At 63.7% G+C, this 18763-nt stretch carries 12 protein-coding genes; 5 read left to right on the forward strand and 7 right to left on the reverse strand.

The annotated features are described in order from the left end of the window. Positions 1–98: 98 nt before the first annotated feature. Positions 99–1202, reverse strand: a complete 1104-nt coding sequence (locus ACVOLQ_RS09885; protein ID WP_481527865.1) for an ABC transporter ATP-binding protein — start codon at positions 1200–1202, stop codon at positions 99–101. A gap of 185 nt (positions 1203–1387) precedes the next feature. Here ACVOLQ_RS09885 and zwf point away from each other — a divergent pair, with 185 nt between their 5' ends. The 5 genes from zwf (at position 1388) to eda (ending at position 7421) form a co-directional block, all read left to right on the forward strand. Beyond that, positions 1388–2959 (forward strand): glucose-6-phosphate dehydrogenase, encoded by a 1572-nt coding sequence (zwf, locus tag ACVOLQ_RS09890; protein WP_481527866.1) that lies wholly within the window; start codon positions 1388–1390, stop codon positions 2957–2959. After that, the gene (glk, locus tag ACVOLQ_RS09895) at positions 2956–3963 is read left to right on the forward strand and encodes a glucokinase (protein ID WP_481527867.1); all 1008 of its coding nucleotides are present in this window, start codon (positions 2956–2958) and stop codon (positions 3961–3963) included. The genes zwf and glk overlap by 4 nt, the downstream gene beginning before the upstream one ends. Further along, positions 3960–4679 (forward strand): 6-phosphogluconolactonase, encoded by a 720-nt coding sequence (pgl, locus tag ACVOLQ_RS09900; RefSeq protein WP_481527868.1) that lies wholly within the window; start codon positions 3960–3962, stop codon positions 4677–4679. The genes glk and pgl overlap by 4 nt, the downstream gene beginning before the upstream one ends. Positions 4680–4811: 132 nt before the next feature. Further along, positions 4812–6722 carry a phosphogluconate dehydratase gene (gene edd / locus ACVOLQ_RS09905; RefSeq protein WP_481527869.1) on the forward strand — a complete coding sequence of 637 codons (1911 nt, stop codon included), beginning with the start codon at positions 4812–4814 and terminating at the stop codon, positions 6720–6722. Positions 6723–6761: 39 nt separating this feature from the next. Further along, entirely contained in the window at positions 6762–7421 is a 660-nt protein-coding gene (gene eda, locus ACVOLQ_RS09910; protein ID WP_296250452.1) for a bifunctional 4-hydroxy-2-oxoglutarate aldolase/2-dehydro-3-deoxy-phosphogluconate aldolase, read from the forward strand. Positions 7422–7749: 328 nt separating this feature from the next. Here the strand turns inward: eda and ACVOLQ_RS09915 are convergent, their stop codons facing one another. The 6 genes from ACVOLQ_RS09915 to ACVOLQ_RS09940 all read right to left on the reverse strand — a co-directional run bounded on the left by ACVOLQ_RS09915 (position 7750) and on the right by ACVOLQ_RS09940 (position 18731). After that, positions 7750–10899, reverse strand: a complete 3150-nt coding sequence (locus ACVOLQ_RS09915) for a discoidin domain-containing protein (RefSeq protein WP_481527914.1) — start codon at positions 10897–10899, stop codon at positions 7750–7752. A 128-nt stretch (positions 10900–11027) separates the two neighbouring features. Next, positions 11028–11879, reverse strand: coding sequence for a carbohydrate ABC transporter permease (locus ACVOLQ_RS09920; RefSeq protein WP_313169724.1), 852 nt, complete (start codon positions 11877–11879; stop codon positions 11028–11030). Next, positions 11876–12757 (reverse strand): carbohydrate ABC transporter permease, encoded by an 882-nt coding sequence (locus ACVOLQ_RS09925; protein WP_313169722.1) that lies wholly within the window; start codon positions 12755–12757, stop codon positions 11876–11878. The genes ACVOLQ_RS09920 and ACVOLQ_RS09925 overlap by 4 nt, the downstream gene beginning before the upstream one ends. Continuing rightward, positions 12754–14019 carry a sugar ABC transporter substrate-binding protein gene (locus ACVOLQ_RS09930; protein ID WP_481527915.1) on the reverse strand — a complete coding sequence of 422 codons (1266 nt, stop codon included), beginning with the start codon at positions 14017–14019 and terminating at the stop codon, positions 12754–12756. Before ACVOLQ_RS09930 ends, ACVOLQ_RS09925 begins: the two co-directional genes overlap by 4 nt. Before the next feature lie 22 nt (positions 14020–14041). Further along, positions 14042–15616 carry a glucoamylase family protein gene (locus ACVOLQ_RS09935; protein WP_481527916.1) on the reverse strand — a complete coding sequence of 525 codons (1575 nt, stop codon included), beginning with the start codon at positions 15614–15616 and terminating at the stop codon, positions 14042–14044. 157 nt (positions 15617–15773) lie between these two features. After that, positions 15774–18731 carry a TonB-dependent receptor gene (locus ACVOLQ_RS09940; RefSeq protein WP_481527870.1) on the reverse strand — a complete coding sequence of 986 codons (2958 nt, stop codon included), beginning with the start codon at positions 18729–18731 and terminating at the stop codon, positions 15774–15776. Between the last annotated feature and the right edge of the window lie 32 nt (positions 18732–18763).

Genomic DNA, 18763 nt, shown 5'->3' on the forward strand with positions numbered 1-18763 from the left:
CGCCCCGCGCCGCGCCCCCTCGGCGCCCCCCGCCCCCCCGCCGCGGCGCGGCCCCCCCCACTACCGGCCAGCGCGCCGAGGCCGCGCAGGGCGCGGCACTACATGGGTCCGGTCGATGATTCGATGCGACTGCCGTTGGCCGCATCAAAGAAGTGCAGCTTCGACCCGTGCACTTCAACTGCAATCTCCTGCCCGACCTGGGGCAGCTGCTGTGGCGTCACTCGCATGACCAGCGTCTGCCCGCCATAGCGCAGATTGACGAAAATCTCGTTGCCTACCGGCTCCAACCCTTCGATGCGCGCCTTGAATGCAGCCGCACCACTGCCCGGCTGCAGATGCTCGGGGCGCACGCCTACCACCAACGGCTTGCCAATCCACTCCGCGCCCAGCGCGACAGCACCCAACCCCACTTCGCCGCCCTCGTCCAGCCGCAGCACCGCAGCACCCGCGGCATTCCGTTGCACCTGCCCACGCAACATGTTCATCGCGGGGCTACCGAGGAAACCGGCAACAAACAGATTGATCGGTTTGTCATACAAGGCCATCGGCGTGTCGATCTGCTGGATCACGCCCTCGTTGAGCACGACGATGCGCTGCCCCAGCGTCATCGCCTCGACCTGGTCATGGGTGACATAGATCATCGTGGTACCGAGCTTGCGATGCAGTTGCGCGATCTCTGTGCGAACCGAGTGACGCAGCTTCGCATCCAGGTTGGATAGCGGTTCGTCCAGCAGGAACACCTCCGGCTCGCGTACCAGTGCACGGCCAAGTGCAACGCGCTGGCGCTGGCCGCCGGACATCGCGCGCGGCAGCTTGTCCAGCATCGACGTCAGGCCCAAGGAATCGGCAGCCGCCTGCACGCGGCGCTGTACTTCAGCCTTGTCATGCCCGCGCAACTTCAGACCAAAGCCCAGGTTCTCGGCCACGGTCATATGCGGGTAGAGCGCATAGTTCTGGAACACCATGGCAATGTCGCGATCCTTCGGCGCGACGTCATTCACCACCCGCTCGCCGATGCGCAGGCTACCGGCCGTGATCTCCTCCAGCCCCGCCACCATTCGCAGCAGTGTGGACTTGCCACAGCCCGATGGCCCCACCAGCACCATCAACTCACCATCGGCGATGTCGAAACTGGCGCCGGCCACGGCCACCTGACCGTTGTCATACACCTTGCGCACACTGTCGAATTGAACCTTGGCCATCACTACCTCGTCGCGAGTCGAAACCTGGCGCTGCAGAACACTTGCGTTACAGCAAGAGAACAGTTTCCTGCAATCGTATACATCCGAAACATTGTGCACGGTAAGCATATTCATATGGCACCATCGCAGTCGCTCTTACATGGCACCTGCGCTCCGCTGCACGGACCCGCTTCCGCCTTCTTGGCATGCTGCATTGCACAAGCCCAGGTTGCCCACGCCCGCCCCCTCGCGCCGATGGACGCGGACGTCCCCATCGCGGCGCAGGCCTTGAAGACGAACAATTGACAACGATGTCATCCGCACCCGAAACTCGCGCAATGCACGACACCCTCTTCCTGTTCGGTGCCACAGGCGATCTGGCCCAGCGTTATCTGTTCCCGTCCCTGCTACGCCTGCTTGGCGACGGTCTACTTCCTGAAGATTTCCGCGTCCGTGCGCTGGCCTTGTCGCCGCATGACACCGAGAAGTTCCGCGACATCCTGCGCCCACGGCTGGAAGCCGCGATGCCGCATGCCAGCCAGGAGGACATCGGCAACCTGCTCAACCGCATCGACTATCGCTCGGTGGACCTGCGCAATGCCGAATCGGTCGCCGAGGCGGTCAAGGACCTGGTGCACCGCAAGTGCGTGAGTTATCTGGCGATCCCGCCGGGCCTGTACATCTCCACCTGCGAAGGCCTGGCACTGGGCGGCGCGCTGGCTGCACCCAACCGCCTGATGCTGGAGAAGCCGATCGGCTCGGACAGCGACAGCGCCGAGGAGATCCTGCAGTCCATCGGCCAGCTGATCGACGAAGACCGCGTGTTCCGCCTGGATCACTACCTGGGCAAGGCGGCGGTGCAGAACCTGATGGCACTGCGCTTCGGCAACACCTTGCTGGAAGCGGTGTGGAACCGTAACTACATCGCCTCGGTGCACATCCTGGTCGCCGAGAGCGATGGCGTGGATGGCCGCGACTCCTATTACTCACGTTCCGGCGCCCTGCGCGACATGGTGCAGAGCCATATCCTGCAGTTGCTGTGCCTGGTGGCAATGGAGCCGCCGGCATCGCTGGAAGCCGACCGCATCCGCGACGAGAAGGTGAAGGTGCTGCGCGCCCTGCGTCCGCTCGACGCCAAGCACGCGGCCAAGGACAGCGTGCGCGGTCGCTACACCGCCGGCACCATCAACGGCCAGCCCGCGCAGGCCTACCAGCCGCCGGAAGGCAGTGAAGCGGAAACCTTTGTCGGCGTCACCGCACATATCGACAACTGGCGCTGGGCCGGCGTGCCCTTCCATCTGGTTACCGGCAAGCGCCTGCCCGAGCGCACCACCCGCATCGAGGTCAACCTCAAGCCGGTGACGCATTGGTTGTTCGAGCGCCCCGACCGCAAGAACGCAACCCCCAACCGCCTGACCTTCCAGTTGCAGCCGCAGGAGAACATCCAGCTCGGCTTGATGAGCTCGCTGGCCGGCCCGGAATGGGGCGCACTGGAACTGCAGCCGCTGGAGCTGGAACTTTCGGTTCCCACCGGCCTGCACCGTCGCATCGCCTACGAACGCCTGTTCCTGGATGCGTTCAACGGCAACCACGCCCTGTTTGTGCGCGACGATGAAGTACGCGCGGCCTGGGCCTGGATCGACAGCGTCAGCGACGCCTGGAAGGCCGCCGACCTGCCGATGCAGCCCTACCCCGCCGGTGGTTGGGGCCCGCAGCTGGCACAGGATTTCCTGCCCGAATCCATCGCCGCCGACGCCGGTCCGGAGCAGGGGCTGTGAGCCCCAACCCCGGACGGGTACTGGTAGCGGATATTGGCGGCACCAATGCGCGTTTCGCCTTGGCCGACTGTTCCGCCGCCACCCCGCTGGACCAGAGCAGCATCGACGAGTACCCGGTTGCACAGTTCCCGTCGCTGGCCGATGCCGCCGCGCATTACCTGCAGCAACGTGGAGCCAGCGCCACCAGTGGCGTGTTCGCGGTCGCTGGCCGCGTGGATGGAGACGAAGCGCGCATCACCAATCACCCGTGGGTCATCTCGCGTGCGCGTACTGCCGAGCAGCTCGGCTTCGGGCAACTGCACCTGATCAACGACTTCGTCGCCCAGGCCATGTCGATCGCCCTGCTCGGCGTTGACGATGTGGTGCAGGTTGGCGGTGCCGGTTGGCAACCCGCCGCCGAGGGCGAATCACGCAACTACTGCGTGCTTGGCCCCGGCACCGGCCTGGGGGTTGGCGGCCTGGTGGTACGCGACGGTCGCAATTACCCACTGGCCACCGAAGGCGGCCATGCCAGTTTTGCCCCGAACTCCCCCGAGCAGATCCGCATCCTGGAGATCCTCTCGGCACAGTTCGGCCGTGTCTCCAACGAGCGCCTGGTCTGCGGCCCCGGCCTGGTCAATATCCATCGTGCGATCTGCGAGATCGCCGGTACCGATCCGGGCCTGCTGCAGCCGGCCGACGTCAGTGCCCGCGCTGCCGACGGCGATGCACTGGCAAGCCGTGCGGTTGAAGTGTTTCTTGAGATTTTCGGCGCCGTCGCCGGTGACGCGGTACTGGTGCAAGGCGCCTGGGACGGCGTGTTCCTCACCGGCGGACTGGTTCCGCGCCTGTTGCAGCAGCTGCAGCATTCCGGCTTCCGCCAACGCTTTGAGAGCAAGGGCCGGTTCGCCGCGACGATGTCGCAGATCCCCTCGATGGCCATCATCCACCCCTGCCCCGGGCTGCTGGGTGCCGCCGCTTATGCGCTGGACATGCAGCGCGCAACCCCAGGAGTGTCCGCATGAACGCCGCTGTTTCCGACCGCATCACACTTGTCCGCCACGCTGACGAAGAGGCCTGGACCGAAAGTGTCGCCAAGGAAATGGCAGCGCTGTTGAGCGCGGAAATCGAGCAACGCGGGCGCGCCCGCATGTTGCTGTCCGGCGGCACCACCCCGGCTCCCATCTACGAAACCTTGTCCGACCAGGGCCTGGAATGGGCGCGGGTCGAGGTGGGCCTGGCCGATGAGCGCTGGCTCTCCCCGCAGGACAAGGACAGCAACGCCTGGCTGGTGCGCGACAGCTTCCTGCGCCATGCCGAAGGCGCGCATTTCGACCCGCTGGTGCGCGTTGGCCTGCCCATCGCCGAGTGCGTGCATACCGCCAATCTGCTTGCCACCCATTCGCAGCCGGCTTGCCTGGTGGTGCTGGGCATGGGCAATGACGGTCATACCGCGTCGCTGTTTCCCGGCTCGGCGGATCTAGCACAGGCACTGCAGAGCAAACATCCCTATGCTGCTTTGGATGCGACCGGCTGTCCCGTCGCCAAGCATTGGCCACTGCGTATCACCCTGACCCCGCATGGCCTGGCTTCGGTCAACCAGCGCCTGCTGCTGCTACGTGGCAAGCAGAAGCTCGATGTGCTCAACGCCGCGCTCGCCTCCGGCGATGTCCTTGCCTACCCGATCCTTGCCGCAATCAATGCGCCCGGCAACAAGCTGCGCGTGCATTGGGCACCGTGACCCGGCGAATGGGGACTCGGGAATTGGGAATGGATAGCCCAGGTTGTTCCCCATCACCAGCAGCCTGATCCGACCGCAAACCCATCGCCCGAGCACTACCAGCAACTTCCCCCCATTCCCAGCCATAAAGCCATGCATCCTAAAATCCAAGCCATCACCGATCGCATCCGCCAGCGCAGCGCCCCGTCGCGCGCGGCTTATCTGGCCGGGATCGATGCCGCGCTGCGCGAAGGTCCGTTCCGCGCGCGCCTGAGCTGCGGCAACCTGGCCCATGCCTTTGCCGCCTGCGGCCCGACCGACAAGGACCGCCTGCGCGGTGACGTGACGCCCAACCTCGGCATCATCACCTCCTATAACGACATGCTGTCGGCGCACCAGCCGTTCGAGCATTACCCGGAGTTGATCCGCAATGCCGCACGCGAGCTCGGCGCTACCGCCCAGGTTGCCGGCGCGGTACCTGCGATGTGCGACGGCGTCACCCAGGGCCGTGGTGGCATGGAGCTGTCGCTGTTCTCGCGCGACGTGATTGCACAGGCAACGGCAATTGGCCTCAGCCATGACATGTTCGACGCCACCATCTATCTTGGCGTCTGCGACAAGATCGTGCCCGGCCTGTTGATCGGCGCCCTCGCCTTTGGTCACCTGCCGGCGGTGTTCGTGCCGGCCGGACCGATGACACCGGGCATCCCGAACAAGAAGAAAGCCGAAGTCCGCGAGCGCTACGCCGCCGGCGAAGCCAGCCGCGAAGAACTGCTGGAAGCCGAATCCGCCTCGTACCACGCGCCGGGTACCTGCACCTTCTATGGCACCGCCAACTCCAACCAGGTCCTGCTGGAAGCAATGGGCGTGCAACTGCCGGGCGCCTCCTTCGTCAACCCGGAACTGCCGCTGCGCGACGCCCTGACCCGCGCCGCCACCGCACGCGCACTGGAAATCAGTGCACTGGGCAATGATTTCCGCCCGTTTGGCCACCTGATCGACGAACGCGCCATCGTCAACGCCGTGGTCGCCTTGATGGCCACCGGCGGCTCGACCAACCACACCATCCACTGGATCGCCGTCGCCCGTGCCGCAGGCATCGTGCTCACCTGGGACGACATGGACGAGCTCTCGCAGATCGTGCCGCTGTTGGCCCGCGTCTACCCGAACGGCGAAGCCGACGTGAACCGCTTTGCCGCTGCCGGCGGCCCGGGCTTCGTGTTCCGCGAACTGATGGACGCCGGCCTGATGCATGCCGATGCGACCACGATTGCAGAAGGCGGCATGCGCGCCTTCGCCCAAGAGCCGCGCCTCACCGACGGCAAGGTCAGCTACGTGCCCGCCGCTGAGGTCAGCGGTGACGAGGACGTGGTGCGCCCCGCCTCCAATCCGTTCGAGGCCCAGGGCGGCCTGCGCCTGCTGCGCGGCAATATCGGCCGCTCACTGATAAAGCTGTCGGCAGTGAAGCCGCAGTACCGCACCATCGAGGCGCCGGCCGTGGTCGTCGATGCGCCGCAGATCCTGAACAAGCTTCACGCTGCCGGCGCGCTGCCGCAGGACTTCGTCGCCGTGGTGCGCTACCAGGGCCCACGTTCCAACGGCATGCCGGAACTGCATTCGCTGGCGCCGTTGCTGGGCCTGCTGCAGAACCAGGGACGCCGTGTTGCACTTGTCACCGATGGCCGCCTGTCGGGCGCCTCCGGCAAGATCCCCGCCGCCATCCACGTCACCCCTGAAGCCGCACGCGGCGGCCCGATCGCACGCATCCGCGAAGGCGACATCATTCGCCTGGACGGTGAAGCCGGCACGCTGGAAGTACTGGTCGATGCCGACGAATGGGCTGCGCGTGGCGTTGCCGCCAACACCGCGCCGGCCGGTTCGGACATGGGCCGCAACCTGTTCGCGATGAACCGCCGCATCGTCGGTCCTGCCGATCAGGGGGCGATCTCCATTTCCTGCGGCCCGGCACGCCCCGATGGCAGCCTGTGGGACTACGACGCCGAATACGAACTTGGCCACGACCACGCCGCAGCCGCTGCCCCCCACGAAGCCAACGACGCCTGAGATCCAGGATTTGCGAACACCTTTATCAAAGAGGACTCCATGAACATTGCCCAATACCAGGACCGCGCCGAGCAGCTGTTGAGCGCCGCCGGCATCCTGCCAGTCGTTACCGTGCACACCCTCGACCAGGCGCGCGCCGTCAGTGCCGCCCTGCTCGAAGGCGGCCTGCCCGCGATTGAACTGACCCTGCGCACGCCGGTAGCAATGGAAGCGCTGGCCATGCTCAAGCGCGAACTGCCGGATGTGGTGGTTGGCGCAGGTACTGTATTGACCGTCGAGCAGATGCAGCGCTCGATCGACGCCGGTGCCGACTTCATCGTCACCCCGGGTACGCCCGCGCACATGGCCGATGCCCTGGCTGCCGCGCCGTTGCCGGTGGTTCCGGGCGCGGCCTCGCCGACCGAGTTGCTGGAACTGGTCGCGCGTGGCTTCCGCATCTGCAAGCTGTTCCCGGCCACGGCCGTCGGTGGCCTAGCAATGATCAAAGGCGTTGCCGGTCCGATCCCGGAGCTCAAGCTCTGCCCCACCGGCGGCATCACCGAAGCCACCGCAGGCGATTACCTGTCGCAGAAGAACGTGGTCTGCATCGGCGGCTCGTGGATGGTGCAGGACAGCTGGATCCGCAACGGCCAATGGGACGAAGTCAAGAAGTCCGCCGCCGCTGCCGCCGCCATCGTCAAGCAGGCCCGCGCTGGCTGACGCGAGGCAGCTTCTTTTGTAGGAGCGGCGTAAGCCGCGAAGCCGACAGCATCGAAACCACCTGCATCCACTTCCCCAGGTCCCGGCCAGGAAGCGGGTACCGTGCCAGGCGTGATCTGCACGCAGCATCAGCTTCGCGGCCTCCTACAAGCATTTTCCGGGAAAGCCCCCGCCGAGCATGGCTCGGCACTACATCATTGCTCCCGACCTTTGGCCGCAAGCCAACGGGGGCGTGTTGGTTTCTTTTTTTTCAGACCCGACGGAAGTTCTTCCTCTCCCTCTCGTCGACTGGCCTGCGCCTCGGTATTCGAGGCGCAGTTTTTATTCCTCAACGCTTGCTGCGTTCACTGCGACGCAACTCGGCAGGAATTTCGATCTCGACTTTCGCAGGCAGGCTGCCGACATGCAGCTCATTGCCCAGCCACTGTGCCGGTTCGCCATTGATCGTCGCCTCTCCGGGCGTGCCCTCATAAGGCCATTGCAGCAACAGCCCCGCTGCTGGCAAACGCAGTCCTTCGGATACCTGCAAAGTCAGCTGCTTGTCACTGCGCTGCAGCGAGTAACTCAACATCCCGTGCGAGGTATTCAAATCCTCGATGGCGATGCCCTTGCCCGTCAGCCAGCTGGCGGGCACGCCCGCAGCGAGCACGATCGGGCCGTCGACATCACGCTCGTACGCGAACATGTCCAGTGCCGAACGCACGAAATCCGAAGCCACCCAGGCATGCGGCAGGTCACCGACAAAGAACGGCTGGCGCGGCGTCGATGACACCACTTCGGCCCACTGGTTCCATGCCGGCGGCGCACGGTCCTTGAAGAAGAACTCGGTGGCTTCCCAGGCCCGTGCACGCCAGCCCAGGCGCACGAAAGCGCTCACGTTGCGCCACTCGTAGGGTGTGTAGTCCTTCCATTGCCGCTTGCCGTCACGGCGTTCGACGAAGTTCTGCCAGTAACGCTCGAAGGTATTGTCCAGGGCGGGCTGCGGTAACCGGCCCTGCTCACCCCCTGGCGCCAACGCGATCGTGGTGGAGGTGGCATCGAAGTCACCCAGCTCCACCGAGCCGGGCAGATAGTCGATCTTGTGTGCCGCCATTGCCGCCCGCAGTGAATCATCCAGGTCCTGGCGGAACTGGTCGCGTGATGCGGCCATCGTCAATGCTTCGGCTTCCAAGCCCAAGGCAGCCGCCATATCGGCGGCATCCTTGTAGCCACGCAATGCCCAGAAGTTGTCCCAGTACGAATGCACCGGCTTGGCCGAATACCCTTCGTGACTGATCGAGGCCGGCATCATGCCGTAGAAGCCGGCATTGCGTTCACGGTTGGCGTCGGTACGCTCGCTCAGCCGCAGCTGCTCCATATAGTTCCAGGCCTTCTGCACATGCGGCCACATCTGCTGCAGGAAGGCGGCGTCGCCAGTGTGCCGCCAGTACTCCGCAATGGTGTAGATCAGCTCGCCATGACTGTCGTTCTCCGGCACCGGGTCGCTACCGCGTGCATCCACGCAGCATGGCACCATGCCGCTCTCGAACTGATATGGCGCATACCAATCCACGTACTGGCGCACCGCATCGGCGCGCCCCATCCGCAACAAGCCCTCCGAGATCATCGCACCGTCGCGGATCCAACTGCGTGCATAGGAACGCGTGCCCGGCTGCAGGCTTGGCCCAACCCGTGAGATCAGCATATGGGCGAGCGCGGTCCGCAGCGTATTTGCCAACGGCTGACCCGCCTCGGGCACGCGCAGCTTGAGCTGGTCGAGCTTCTGCCGCCACATCGTAGCGACCTGTTGCTGCGCCTTGTCGGCATCGAACCTGGCCGGCATCTGCCAACTGCCAGTCTGTGGCAGCACCAGCACTACTTCGCGGCGCTGGCCCGGCTCCAGTTTCCAGTTGTAGATCAAGGCACCCGAAGCCAAGCCGGTGGCGTCGCGAACCTCCTGCGTGGTTGGCAAGTTCTTGTCCGCCAGATGGGTGACATCCAGCTTGCTGTCGAAACTGCTGGCAAAGCCCGCATCTGCCGGAAGCGACGTATACACGCGCGGCTGGCCATTGACGCTGATCTGCCCGGTCCGCACGGCCAGATTGTCGATACGACTGACGCCACCGACCGTGTTGAGAAACTGGCTGGGTGGATTGACCTGGAACGGCCGCACCGCCAGCGCCAACCGGTACTCGTGCGCGACCTTGTCCGTATTGCGCAGCTCGTAACGCGCCACCAGCTGCGCCTGCTCCGGCCGGCCCTGCACGAAACCGCTCACGTTCAAACCAAATTGATCGTGCTGCCAGGCCACCGCCGGCATCGGCAGATAGCCATCCTGCAGACTCTGGCTGGACTTCACCTCCGCCCACCCGAGCACCTTGCCATCGAGCACGACGAACGGCTCGATGCTGAAGCCACCCTTCACCGCCTCCAGTGCGCCGTCCTCGCTGATCAGCGCCTGCTCGCGGCCCCCATCCAGGCCCAGAATGGTCCAGTACGGCTGCTCCCCACTGAAGCCACGCGGCAAGAAACCGCGCGGCAGATCAGCGGCGATAGAGCGGATGAAATCATTCGGTGTATTGGCAAACGACAAGGGCTTGAGGCTGATATCGCGGATGCCATAACGCCAGTTCGGCCCGTCGACCAGATCGAAGCGCAGGTAGCGCGCCTCGGTTTCCGGCAATGCCAACCAATCCCTGCCGCCGCTGCCGCTGGTGACTTCACGCAGCGTCTTCCAGTCGCGGCCATCCGTGGACGAACGCACCACGTAGCGCGACGCTTCCAGGCCCGGTGCCCATTGCACCACCGCCCCGCCGAACTCGCGCACCTTGCCCAGGTCCAGGCTGACTGTCTGCTGCTTGACCCCGCCACTGATCCACAGTGTATCGGGCTTGCCATCGGCGATGCGCTGCTGCAGGGCGGTGGCGGTATCGGCGATCACCGTGGTGGTCAATGCCGAGTTGTCTTCCTTCGGCAGCGGCTGCAGGGTCAGTTGGTCAAAGCAGACCGTGCCGCGGCCGCCGACCTTGCTGTAGATGGTGAACTCCACTGCCGCACTGCGGCGCAGGGTCTTGTCCTGGTCTGGCCCCCAGGCTTTCTCGATATGCCGCTTGCGGTAGCTGATGCGGGTCCAGTTTTTGGGGAAGCTGAAGCCGGGCCGATTCACCCACCAGACATTGTCGCCACTGGCATCGACCAGCTTGAACTGCAGGTCGTTGGCCGGCGAGTCACCGCGCAGGTCGAAAGACAGCTGGTAATTTTCCGGCCAGGTCACATCCAGCGGACGGCGGATACCGACGTAGCCGGAAACCTCATGGAAGTCATAGTCCAGGCACAGCGCGCGGCCGTTGTTGCCGGCAACCGGGCGCAAGGAGCCACTGACCTGCGGCGAGGTGATCAGCTGCCACGCAGCAATATCGTCGAACTTGGCCAACACGGCAGCGCTGGCCGGTTGCACCCACGCCAGTAACAAACACAGCAGACCGAACGCGTAACGCATATTCATCACCAGAATCCTGATTCACCACCGGCAACAGCAGCCGGATTTTCGCAAAGATCAACGCCATTCGCGGCGGTATGTTTCGTACGGAAGTGCAGCGCTACGGCCCGGTGGCAGCTCGTTCCGCATCAACCCTTGACGCTGCCCAGCAACAGACCCTGGATGTAGTAGCGCTGCAGCACCAGGAACAACAACAGCACCGGCAGCACCGTCACCACGGCACCGGCCATCATCATTTCCACGTCCATGATGTGCTCGCGCGACAGGCTGGCCAGCGCCACCGGCAAGGTGTAGTGCTCCTGGTCGGTCAGCACGATCAGCGGCCACATGAAATCGTTCCACGCCCCCATGAAGGTGAAGATCGCCAGCGTCACCAGCACTGGCTTGAGCATCGGCAGCACGATCTGGAAGAAGATCCGCGCCTCGCTGGCACCGTCGATACGCGCCGCTTCCAGCAGTTCGTCGGGAATCGAGCGCGCGTACTGGCGCACCAGGAAGATACCGAACACGCTGGCCAGCGCAGGAACCACCACGCCACCAAAGGTGTTCACCAAGCCCATCTGTTTCATCAGCAGGAACAACGGCAGCATCGCTACCTGCGCAGGGATGACCAACGCAGCAAGCAGCATCTGGAACAGCCGCTCGCGGCCGGCAAAGCGCAGCTTGGCAAAGGCATAGCCGGCCAGGGTATTGAACAGCAGCGACCCCAGGGTGATTGCAATCGACACCAACAGGCTGTTGACGAAGTTGTTGCCCATGCCAGTGCGGGCGAACAGCGCCTGGTAGTTGGCCAACGTGGTATGTGCCGGCAGCAATGGCGGGGGGAACTGCGATGCCTGCCCACTGGGCATGAACGACACCGACAGCATCCACGCCAAGGGTGCCAGGCTGATCACGGCCAACAGCAGCAGGCCGCCGTTTACCCACCACGCGTGCCAACGCGACTGCCCGATCTCCCGGCTTGTACCTACCCGGCTCATACCAGCTCCCTGCGTTTACCGAAGCGCAACATCAACGTGGTCACCGCCAGGATGATCAGGAACAACAGGAAGGCCACGGCCGAGGCCCGGCCAAGGTTCCACCACTTGAAGCCCTCCTCGAACATGAAATACAGCACGCTCACCGTGCTTTGCAGCGGATCCCCGCGGGTCATCACATAGGGCTCGGCGAACAACTGGAAGTAACCGGACACGGTTATCACACCAACCACCAGCAGCACCGGCCCCAGCATTGGCAGGGTGATATGCAGGAACTGCTGCCAGCGCGAGGCACCGTCGATGCGCGCCGCCTCGTACAGGTCCTTCGGGATCGCCTGCAGGCCGGCCAGGAAGATCACCATGTTGTAGCCGAAGTTCTTCCACACCGCGAAGCCGATGATGGTCGGCATCGCCCAGTTCGGGTCGCCCAGCCAATCGATCGGATTGATACCCATCTGGCCCAGCCCCCAGTTCACCAGCCCGTAGCGGGTGTGGAACAGGTAGCGCCAGATCACCGCCACCGCCACCAGCGTGGTCACCACCGGCGCGAACAATGCGGTGCGGAACAGCGCCTTGAAACGCGCGGCCGGGGCATTGAGCAAAAGCGCCGCCCCCAGCGAAACGGCTATCGACAAGGGCACCCCGGCCACCACGAAGTACGCGGTATTGCCCAGCGACTTCCAGAACATCGGTGTCTGCAGCAGGTCGATGTAGTTACCCAGACCGTTGAAGCGCAGGTTGTGCGGGTCAGCCAGGGCATAGAGATCGAAGTCGGTCAGGCTCAAGGCCAGCGCCGACAACACGGGCAAACCAAAGAACACACCGATCACGATCAGCGCCGGTGCGGCAAAGATCCAGCCAGCCAGCGAGCCGCGCCTCATGGTGCCGCCTTCGCGGCTGCATCGGTCTGCTGCTCGACGATCCAACGGCGCTTGGCGAGGATGTCGTCCACCTGCTGATCCAACAGTTCGACCGCCTTGTCCTGCGGCAAACCACCGCGCACCACCTGCTCGGTCACCACCCGCATCTGCTGGGCGATGCGCTCCCACTCCAGAACCTTGGGTGTGGGTTTGACGCGCTCCAGCTGGTCGGCGAATGCGGCGGTCAGTGGATCATCCTGCAGCTCCGGCGACTGCCAGGCGCTGCGGCGCGGCGGCAGGTCACCAATGATCTTGTAGAAGCGCTGCTGGATCGCCGGCCGCGACAGGAACTCGATCAGCTTCCACGCCGCCTCTTTCTTCTGCGAGGAACGGAACACCACCAGACTGGTGCCACCGGCAATGCCCGCGCCAAGCCCGTCAGGACCAGGCAACGGCGTGGCGCCCCACTCACCTTCCAGGCCAGGTGGCTGGCGCTGACGGAACTCGCGGATATTCCACGGGCCCGACAGATAGAACGCGGTGAAGCCACGGAAGAACTCATCCCAGACGTTGGAAATCTGGGTCTCGGACATCTTCGGCGCCCAGCCCTGCTCGAACATGTTGTCGTAGAAGGCCAGCGTGCGGCGGAAACCGGGACTGCGGAAGTTGCCGCGGGTATCGCCATCGCGCAGCAGCGAATCCTCCTGCTGCAGCGCGAATGACAGTTGTGGCTCGAATTCGTTCAAGGGCATCAGCACCGGATAGCCACGCGTGCCCATGATCTTCTTCAGCGCCGCGTTCGCCTGTTCCCATTCGGCCCAGGTCTTCGGTGGCTGTGTGTAACCGGCCTGGCGCAGCAGGTCCTTGCGATAGAACAGCAGGCGCGTATCCACGTACCACGGGATACCAACCAGCTGACCATCGACGATATTGGTGTCCCAGATACCGGCGAAGTAGTCGGACTGATCGATGACGGTGGAGGTATCGACCAGTGGCTGCAGCGGCGTCAATGACTGCAGGGTCGCGAATTCGGCGATCCAGGTATTGCCCAGCTGGCAGACATCGGGAAGTCCGTCAGCCGCATAAGCCGTCAACAGCTTCTCGTGCGCTGCGGTCCACGGAATGTTCTGCACATCAACACGGATTCCCGGATTCTCCGCCTCGAACTCGCGCACCAGTTCGCCGACCACTTCCGCTTCGCGGCCCATCGCCCAGAACCGCAAGGTCGTTTCCTGTGCAGGCTTGGCGCAGCCTGCCAGCACCAGCAGTGACAGCAGTGACAGCGCGCGGATCATTGCCCGCGCTTCACTGCTTCTTACCCATAGGCGCCGCCGGCTGTTGGCTGGCGGCCTTCTGTTCTGCCGCTGCCGCCGCGCGCGACTCGGCAATACCCGCGGCCCGTGCAGATGCGGCCTGTTCGTCCTTCTGCAGCGGCTGGAAGCTGTCCTCCGGCGCCAACCAGCCGCCGGTAAAGCCAGCCCGTTCCAAGCCTTTGCGGATGTAGGGATTCTTCTTCATCACCTCCCATACGAACTCATCGCGGTAGTTGGCGATGCCGGCCAGGATCGGCCCTTGGTCGATGGCGATGTAGTCGCTGGCCACCCAACCACGCTCGGGAATCAGGCGCCCGGTCTTGAGCGGAATGTCGTAACCGAAGCTGGGATTGAAGGAATCCAGGAAACCGTAGCTGGAGTACAGGTAGTCGCCGTAGCGCTTGTGCATTTCCACCGTGGCCGGGATGACGACCTCCGGTGCGAACGGCAACGAGGAGATCGCTGCCGATGGCACGATGGTGCCATCGTCGAAGTTCTCGCGCAGGCCCGCGCCGCGCGCCGAGTAATGGCGGAACTGGCGCTGCTCGCCCTTGTACTCCTGGGTGGTGTTCTGCGGTCCATCGCCTGCGGTCAAACCCCAGACATTGGCGCTGTAATCCTTCCACTGCATCGGGTTCTCGATCGCGTACTCGCGCTGGGCCAGGGTGGCGCGGCGGCTGTTGAGGAAGTAATCGATGCCACGCTCACGCATGTACGGGTCCTGGATATCGCGGAAGTCGATCCAGACATGACTGTATTGGTGGCCGAACAGTGGCCCGAACGACAGGTACTCCTGCCCTTGGTACACCCCCCAATCGTTGTCATAGGTACGCGACCACACCGTCCATGCGTCGGGCTCGACCGGATGCGTCGGTGAACCCAGGGCCAGTACGTACAGCATCATCGCTTCGTTGTAGCCCATCCAGTCGTGCTGGATGAAACCGCTCTCCGGGAACCAGCCCATCGACACCAACGGCTTGTTGCGTTGCAGCCACTGCCAGTCCACGCGCTTGTAGATCGTGTCGGCAATCTGCCGGATCTCCTTTTCGCGCGGATCGTCCTGATCGTAATAACTCTGCGCAAACAGCACGCCCATCAGCAACAACGCGGTATCCACGCTGGAAAGCTCCACCCAGCTGTCATAGCGGCGGCCTTGCTGCATGTCCAGGAAGTGGTAATAGAAACCCTTGTAGCCGCCCTTGCCGGTGCGCTGCGGACCACTGGGCAGGTCACGGAAGAACTTCAACGTCACCAGGGTGCGCTCCACCGCCTGGTTGCGGCTGACCCAACCGTTCTCGATGCCGATCGGATACGAAGTCAACGCAAACCCCACCGAAGCGATGCTGGCGAACGGCCGCGACGGATAACGGTCCGGCGTCAGCCCGTTCTGTTCGTTGGTGGTGTCCCAGAAAAACTGGAAGGTACGGCGCTCGATGTCGTCGAACAACGGCGGCAGTTCCGGTTTCATCGGCCGCGGCGGCAGATCCGCCTCGATCAGGATCACCTGCGGCAATACCTTGGGCATCGGCGGCTCCGGCGCCTTGCCACAGCCTCCCAACAACGCCAGCCCGATACCGGCGAGAACACAGGCCAACAATTGCGGGGTACGTGACTTGCTCAAGGCGACATCCATCTTGAAAACATTGCACCACGTTCACGTGGCGAAGGCTTGCTGCATATAGGAAACGTCCCGGCCAGGCATGTGCCAGCCGGGACGATGACGCTTACCAGTCCAGGCCAAACGACAGCTTGAAGGTGCGGGTCGCGTACTGATCCCAGCTGTTGACCACGCCATTGTTCCAGTTGATGCCGTAACCACCCCAGTTGGTCCAGTTGAAGACGTTGATGACATCGGCACGGACCTTGAGCTTCAGGTCGGTGCCGGTATCCCAGGTTTTGGTCAGCGACATGTCGAACTGCTTGAACGCGCTGCCGCTCGCCTCCCAGCTGTGCGGGCGCTCGTAGCCGCCATAGGCCGCGGTACCGTCGATATCCCAGCGCTTGATCTTGCTGGCCAGGGTCAGCTTGCCGGACGCACTCATGCCCCACGGCAGATCGGTGAAGCCGCTGACCACCAAGCGGTGCTTCGGTGCCCAGGCGCCGTCGAACCAGCCACCCTGCTGGAAGTACCAGCCGTAGACCGGATCCTTTTCGTGGATGTTCTGCTTGGCATCGGTATAGGTGTAGGCAAGGTTGATGTTCCACGGACTTTCAGCCGTATACGGCTTGTCCAGGCTCAGCAGCAATGCGGTGTTCTTCGATTCGAAGCCATTGGTCGCCACGATCAGCGAGCCGAGGCCCGGCAGGCCGGGGGCACTCCAGGGGCTCCCATTGGGACCATAGGCAGCACCATCTGCATAGCGATTGCCACGCGAGATAAGCAGGCCATCCTTGTACCGGGTGTGCTGGAGGGTGGCCGAGCTGTTCCAGTCCTGCCCGATCATGTTGAAGCTGCTGCGGATGCCCAGGCTGAACTGGTCGGAGTACGGCGTCTTCAACTTGTTGTCGAACATCCACACTTCGCGACCGGCCTCGGTCGAATCGATCAACGACATCAGGTAATCGCGGTCAAGCAGCTGTGGGCTCCACTCCAGGCAGTCACCGCCTACCACGCAGGCATGGCCCGGTGAGTTGATCTTGAAACGACGGGTCGGGAAGGTTGCCTTGCTGCGCTCCAGCTGCAGGTAGTCGAACAGGTTACGGTCATAGGAACGACCGACACCGCCGAACAACACCAGGCGCTCATCACCACTCAGGTCATAGGAGAAACCAAGGCGCGGCTGGATGGCGTTCTTGAACGGCTTGCGGTTGTTTCCGGTGCTGATGTAACGGTTGACGTCGATACCGCCCAGCGCAAGCGTCTGCGCGTAAGTCTGCCCGGCTGCGGCATTGGGGTCCTGGCTCGCCAACGAGGCCAGCACATCCGGCGCGGTGGCGAAATCCAGGTACGACGGAGTCTTTTCATAATCCCAACGCAGGCCGAGGTTCAAGGTCAGGCGCTCGGTGACATCCCAGTCGTCCTGGATGTAGATGCCGAACTGCTTGTTCTTGGAAGTGACCGAGCCGCCATCGGTGCCGCCGGCCGGACTGCCAAAGCGCACGAAGTACGGAACGACGCCGCCCTGGTTGATGTCGTAGTAGAACTGCGGGTTGTAGGGTTGCTGTTCGATGGTGTCCAGATCGACCTGCTTGTACTTCACGCCGAACTTCAGCGTGTGCCCTTCCCAACCGAAGAAAGTGGTGTCGTTCTGGAACGACCAGCCCTTCTGGCCCTTGTCCTGCAGGCCACCTTCGCCGGCGCCGATGCGATAGATCTGCTTGCCGTCATCGCCACTGCCATCGGTCAGCACGGCACCGTTGCCGAAATTCACCGGTGCCTTGGTCCAGAACGCCTTTTCATAGGTGAGGTGCGAATCGCTGAGCCAGTTGGTGCTGGAGTACTGCCAGCGCAGGTCGTAGCGATCCTCGGTTACGCCGGTATCGGTACCGTAGCTGCGTGCACTCTGCCCACCCACGTTGCCGATCTCGCTTTCCTCGCGGCGCTTGTAAGTGAATTCGAGCAGGTTGGCATCGTTCACCGACCAATCCAGCTTGCCGAAGTACAGGTCTTCCTTGAACGGCGTTGCGGTGGCACCAAGCTGGTCGCGCCAGGCCTGCGGCAGATCGCCGGGCAAACGGCCCTCACCGGGCTTCAGATCCTGCGGCGCGTTGTATTCCTTGGCCTCATAGGTGACGAAAAAGTGCGCCTTGTCCTGCACGATGGGGCCACCGAAGCTGGCACCGTACTGTTTTTCACCGGAACGGGTCTTGCCGACGCCGTTCTTCTCGCTCTCGCGCGGCTCGCGCCAAGCCTGGTTGGTGTAGTCCCAGAAGAACGAGCCCTTGAACTCATTGGTACCGGACTTGGTCACCGCGGTCACCGCCGCCGAACTGATCTGGTCGTACTCGGCCTTGTAGTTCGAGGTGATGACCTTGTACTCGCCGATGGCCAGCTGCGGGAACGGGTTACCGCGACTGGCATCCTGACCGGTGATACCGCCCTGGGTGACGTAGTTCTTCTGTCCGACGCCATCGATGTAGACGTTGACGTTGTTGGCGCTCTGCACGCCACCACGCAACTTGGTCGAACCGTTGGCAGGGTTCTGCTCGAACGCCATGCCCGGCACGGTGTCGGCGAACGCCAGGAAGTTGCGCGTGCCCTGCGGCAGCGCCTGGATCTGCTGCGGCGTGATGTAAGTGGCGATTTCCGAGGTCTTGGTCTCGATCGGTGCCTGCGCTGTTACCTGCACCGCATCCAGCGTGGTTGCCGCCCCGCCACCCGTCTCGGCGACGCCGCCCACGCCCAGGTTGACCGTCGCGGTCTGCCCGACCTGCACGGTGATGTTCTGGCTGCTGCTCTTGCCGCCGGCATTGACGTCGACCTTGTAGGTACCCGGCGGCAGGCCGGCCAGCGAGTAGCTGCCATTGCCACTGCTCTGCACGCTGCGGCTCAAGCCGGTAGCGATGTTGGTCGCAGTGATCTGTGCCTGTGCGGCGGGGGCCGAGTCAGCCATGACCTGGCCACGGATGGTGGCACCGGTGCTCTGCGCGAATGCGGGTGCAGCGCCTAGCAGCAGGCAGGCAGCCAGTGCGCTGCTGAGCAGCTTGCGTGCGGGGGTGGGTTTGCGAGCATTGTTGTTCATTCTTTACCTCTCCCGAAGCGGCGGCATAGGCC

Source organism: Stenotrophomonas sp. STEN031 (assembly GCF_056759975.1).

Bases quoted from the DNA above. Each gene is read 5' to 3' on its own strand.
- ACVOLQ_RS09885 (WP_481527865.1), bottom strand. From the start codon at position 1,202: ATGGCCAAGGTTCAATTCGACAGTGTGCGCAAGGTGTATGACAACGGT.
- zwf (WP_481527866.1), top strand. From the start codon at position 1,388: ATGCTGCATTGCACAAGCCCAGGTTGCCCACGCCCGCCCCCTCGCGCC.
- pgl (WP_481527868.1), top strand. From the start codon at position 3,960: ATGAACGCCGCTGTTTCCGACCGCATCACACTTGTCCGCCACGCTGAC.
- edd (WP_481527869.1), top strand. From the start codon at position 4,812: ATGCATCCTAAAATCCAAGCCATCACCGATCGCATCCGCCAGCGCAGC.
- eda (WP_296250452.1), top strand. From the start codon at position 6,762: ATGAACATTGCCCAATACCAGGACCGCGCCGAGCAGCTGTTGAGCGCC.
- ACVOLQ_RS09915 (WP_481527914.1), bottom strand. From the start codon at position 10,899: ATGCGTTACGCGTTCGGTCTGCTGTGTTTGTTACTGGCGTGGGTGCAA.
- ACVOLQ_RS09920 (WP_313169724.1), bottom strand. From the start codon at position 11,879: ATGAGCCGGGTAGGTACAAGCCGGGAGATCGGGCAGTCGCGTTGGCAC.
- ACVOLQ_RS09925 (WP_313169722.1), bottom strand. From the start codon at position 12,757: ATGAGGCGCGGCTCGCTGGCTGGCTGGATCTTTGCCGCACCGGCGCTG.
- ACVOLQ_RS09940 (WP_481527870.1), bottom strand. From the start codon at position 18,731: ATGAACAACAATGCTCGCAAACCCACCCCCGCACGCAAGCTGCTCAGC.